This window comes from Immundisolibacter sp. (assembly GCF_041625615.1).
Taxonomy (GTDB): Bacteria; Pseudomonadota; Gammaproteobacteria; order Immundisolibacterales; family Immundisolibacteraceae; genus Immundisolibacter.
In genome coordinates this window covers 1-4,758 of sequence record NZ_JBFJTF010000156.1, presented here as the reverse complement: position 1 = coordinate 4,758, position 4,758 = coordinate 1, and the positions used below count along the sequence as shown (strand labels likewise).

Annotated in this window: 2 protein-coding genes; both read right to left on the bottom strand. The window is 69.5% G+C overall.

Features of this window, described 5'->3' with window-relative positions:
- Positions 1-2,804: FecR domain-containing protein (locus tag ABYX71_RS10475; RefSeq protein ID WP_372696443.1), on the bottom strand; the 2,804-nt coding region annotated here is incomplete at its 3' end.
- Positions 2,805-2,868: 64 nt separating this feature from the next.
- The coding region (locus ABYX71_RS10470) for a CHASE2 domain-containing protein (RefSeq protein ID WP_372696442.1) at positions 2,869-4,758 on the bottom strand (1,890 nt) is incomplete at its 5' end.

Below are 4,758 nucleotides of genomic sequence, written 5' to 3'. Positions count from 1 at the left end.
TACTCGCCACGCACGGCCCAGCGTGGCGCCGGCGTCCAGTACGCGTACACGCGATGCAGCTGCTGGCGCGCATCACCGCTTTGTGCACCCGACAGCAGGTCCAGGTAAGGCCGCTCGAGTTGACGCCAGCTGGCCTCGAGCCCCACGTCCAGCCCGTCGCGCAGGCGGCGATCAATGCCCAGCGCGTACCGGTCACTGCGCGTGCCGACAGGATCGTCGAAGAACTGCACGAACCCCGAGACCTGCGCCGGCTCGATGGTGCCCTTGCCGATCAGTTCACGGTGCACCGCCCGCAGCGCCGCTGCGCGCAACGTGGTGTGTCGGTCAAGCGCCCACACCAGGCCAAGCTTGGGGCTGACGCGGGTCTTATCGATGGCGTCCGCCTCCACTGAATCGACCGCCACGCCCAGTGTCCACTGCATCCCGTCGGCGCCATCGACATAACCGTAGGCATAGCCGTTGTGCTGGCGCACGCGCTGATCGAGCATGAAGCCGTTGACATCAATGTCGCCGTTGGCGCGATAGTAACCGCCTCCCATCAACAGCCGCCCGGGATCACCGGAGATCACCTGCTGCGCCTCGGCCAGCAGCGGCCGCAGCTCCGCCCGCACCTCGAAGGGCAGCACGATGGGGACCGGCGGGCCGAACGGCAGCATGAGCTCGAGTTCGAAATCCTGGCCTTCCTGCAGGCGCTCGCGCTGAACCGACACCAGGGTGCTGTGGCCGGGCTGCCAGTCGTGGCGCAGGCCGAGCCGGTAGGTGTCGCGGTCGCGGAAGTGGCGCAGCGTCTGCGAGTCGACGTCGTCGAACGGGTAGAGGCCGATGTCGCCGCGCTCGTCGCGTCGACGCCGCGCCTCGGCCTGGACGCTGGTGTCCGGCGTCAGCCTCCAGTGGACGAACAGGTCATACAGCTCGATGTCTTGGTCGGCGTTGTCACGAAAACCGTCGGTGCTGTAGCGAAACTGCGCGGCGGAGATCGACAGGGGGCCCGACAGCACGGTGGCGATCAGGTCGTCGCTGAACAGGCCGTCGCCGCCGCCAACCGCGCTGCCCAGCACGCTCACGCCGTCACGCACGAACAGTGGCGCGTACTCGTTGAGGCCGCTTCGCAACGACACCGCGCCCTGGCGGATACCCATATCCTCCGCCCGCGACTGCGGCTGCAGCGGCAACACGCTGTGCGGCTGCCACAACTGCGCCTGCAGCAGTTCCGACAGGCGGCCGGTCTCGTGACCGGGCAACCCCAGGTAACTGTCGGCCAACAAGCGATGGGCGGCAAAGTCGGTCGGATCCGTGGCGAGGGACCTGGACGCCTCCCGTCGCGCGAGTTGATCGAACCCCAGCGCCTCGTAGATGCGTCCGGTGCTCGCCTGGCGTGCCGCCAGGTCCTCATCCAGCTGCAACCGCGAACGGTAGACCGCGCGGTTGTCGTTGCGCGCAATGGATTGCTCGAGCGCCGCCAGCGCCTCCACCGGCCGGTTGTCGGCGAGCAGCCCGAGCGCCTGGTAGAACCACGGCGTCGGGTCGGCCGCATCAAGCGCCTTGGCGCGACCGAGTTCGGCCTGCGCCGGGTGATCGCGCCCTTCCGTCAGGTACGCCTTGGCCAGATAGCTGCGCAGCAGCGACTGGCCGGGGTCGAGAGAAACGGCGATTTCCATCTGCCGCCGGCCGGCTTGCACATCATCCTGGCGGATCAGCGCCAGCCCCAGGCCCAGCCGGGCCAGCGGATCCAGCGGGTCGAGCGCCGCCGCCCGCTCGAAACGATCCTGCGCGGCCACCGCGTCATCGGCCAGCAGGTCAGCGAAACCCAGCGTGCGCAGCGCCAGCGCGGGCTGTGGCCCGGCCTCTGCCGTCTGCAACAAGCGCCGAGCCGCACGGTAGTTGCCGCGCGCCAGTTCGAGTTCCGCCAGGCGCAGCGCCGCCACGCCGTCGGTCGCCGACAGCCGCGCCGCCTGCTCGGCGGACTCCCGCGCCGCCGCCAGATCGAAGGCGCCCTGCTGCGCATAGGAACGCGCGAGCCACGCGTTGGGCTGGTCGGGCGCCAACGCCACCGCCTCGGCGCTGTAACGCTCAGCGGCGGCGGGGTCGCCCTGCGCCAATGCAATCACCGCCTGCAACGCCCGCGCCTGCGCACGCGTGGCCGGCCGCTCGGCTGCCGCCCGGGCCTGCTGTGACGCAGCCCGAGCGTCGCCCCTCGCCAACAGCGCCAGCGCCTCGGCCAGTTCAGGGTCTTCGTCGGCTGCCAGCGGCGGGTAGTACAACGCCCAGTCGAGGCCCTCGCGACTGCGCACCGCCACACGGACCTCGCGCCGACCATCCGCTCCCACGCGCAGCGCCTGCCCCGGCTGCAGCGTGGTCCCCCCGGCCCTGACGCGCCCCTCGAACAGGATCAACTCGTCAGCGGCTGCGCCGGCCACCAAAAGAAACTCGGTGCCGTCGATGGCGGCGTTCAGGTAGGGCGTCGAGACGTCGAAACGCTGCGGCGTGCGACTCAGGAAATGGCCACGCCCCCGCGTGATGTGCGCACTGGGCAACGGTGCATTGGGCTGCTGGCGAATGGAAACCGCACTGTCCGGCGCCAAACGCAGCACGGTCTCATTGGCCAGCTCCAGTGCCGCACTGCCGCCGGCGCCCACGCGCACTGACACGTCCTCACAGAAGACTGCGCCCGATGCGGCAGCGCGCCACTGCTCGCTGCCCTCCAGCCGCACCTGTACCGCCCCTTCGGCACTGGCCAAACGTGCCAGCCACCGCTCACAGGCCTGCACCTTCGTCCCCGTTACCGTGAGAAACAGGGCCACCATCAACACCGCCCGACCCAAACCCGACCGCCTCACCGTCCCTCCCATGTGCGACGTAACAGCATCACTACTTGGACATGGAGATAACTCCATCCGGACCCAGCTTATCACCCTGGTTGTCGATGAGGCCGACGTAGAACGCTGCGACCGTGTCGCCGGCGTCCACCGTCAACACGGCATGAAACAGACGCCGCGCCTCGCGCGAGTCACCGCAGGCCAGCGCCGCCAGCGCCGACGAAAACTGCTGCCGCGCCAGGCGTGGCGCGCGCAGCAGCTCGTAAATCGCCAACACTTCGGTCTTTCCGGCCAGGCGGAAGCGTCCAACCAGGCGGTAATCGACGCCTGTCACCCCGCGCACGACCGCTTCACTCGCCAGCGCGCGCGTGCCCAGCTGCTTGTTCAACTGCTCGATACGACTGGCCGTGTTCACGGCGTCGCCGATGGCGCGATATTCGTAATGGTCGAGCGCCCCGACCGGCCCCAGCAACACATCGCCAACATGCAGGCCGACCCGTGTGGGCAATCCATGACCGGGCAACGGCAGTTCGGCGAGTGCTTGCTCGATACCGACCGCCGCGCGGCACGCGCGCAAGCGCACCGTGAGATCGACATGCTCCAGCGGCCACACGGCGGTCGCCGAGTCACCGACGATGTCCATGACAAGCCCGCCCCCTTCACGCACCGGTGCCAGCAGGGTGGCGTAGTACTCGTTCACCAGCTCACGCAACCCCCGGGCCGGCATCCGCTCGGCCAGGGCCGTGTAGCCGGTCGCGTCGCTGACCAAGCACACCGCACGCACGGGCGCCGAGTGAACTCGGCCCGGCAGGTTGCCGCCGTCCCGGGCAACCTGCTCGACCAGATGTGCCGGCAGGTACGGGCGAAATGCCTGCGCCACCCGCGTGCGCTCACGCCCGCTGTCGCGCGCCAGAAACGCCAGGGTCGCAGCCAGCGCCAAGGCAATCTGTACCAGCCACGGCGCAAGCGGAAACCAAAGATGCCAATCGGCAAACGCCGCCACCACGCCGAGCGCGACCAGCCCGGCCAACGCCCCCATCGACAGCACCACCGCCGTCGGCCGGCGCAGGAATACGCACACGCCTGCCAACAAGAGCGCACTGCCCAGCAAACAGACGGCCACCACCGGCGGCGGCGCCGGTTGCAGAAACTCGTCACGCAGGAGGTTCAGGTACGCGGTGGCGGCGATTTCGACCCCCGACAGGTCGAGGCCGTCACGACGGCTGACTGCCGTCAGAAAGCTGTCCTGCTGATTGGGGAAGTACGGTTCGGCATGGCCGATGAAAACCGCGCGGCCCGACACGTCCGGGAGCGTCCCACGCAGCACTTCGGCAGCGGAAACGATGGGCAGGGTGCGCGGCGGCCCGTAGAAATTGAGCATTCTCTCGTGGCCGCCGGCCAACACATCACATGCGGCCCGCTGTCTGGCCGGCGCCGACCGACCGACCGGGCATTGCACCGCTCCGGCCTGGGCCAGCACCGTCGCGGCCGGCAGGGTCGGCAATGTCGGCACGGCCGGGTGGTGGGTCCAGACAGTGTCGACGCGGATCGGCGACTTGGGGAGCACGAACGGCGCCACCGCCCGTGCCGCGTCGGCAAACGGACGATACGGTCGCCGCAGCCGGTCGACCCGTACCTGGCCCTCGGTGGTCGCGCCGGGCAGTGCCTGCACGCGACGCTGCAACTGGCCAAACAGGACCACGTTCCCTGCCCGGGCAATGGCCGATGCCAGGGCCGCGTCATCGTCGCCATGACGGGCCTCGGCAAAAAACACGTCGATCGCTATGACATCGGCGCCGGCGGCGGCCAGGCGGTCGATCAGTGCCGCATAGACCCGACGCGGCCACCGGGAGAAGCGCTCGGGCAGCCGCAGGCGATCGGCCGAGGCACTGTCGATCGCCACGATCAGCGCCTCCACCGGAACGACCTGGACACCGCGCCG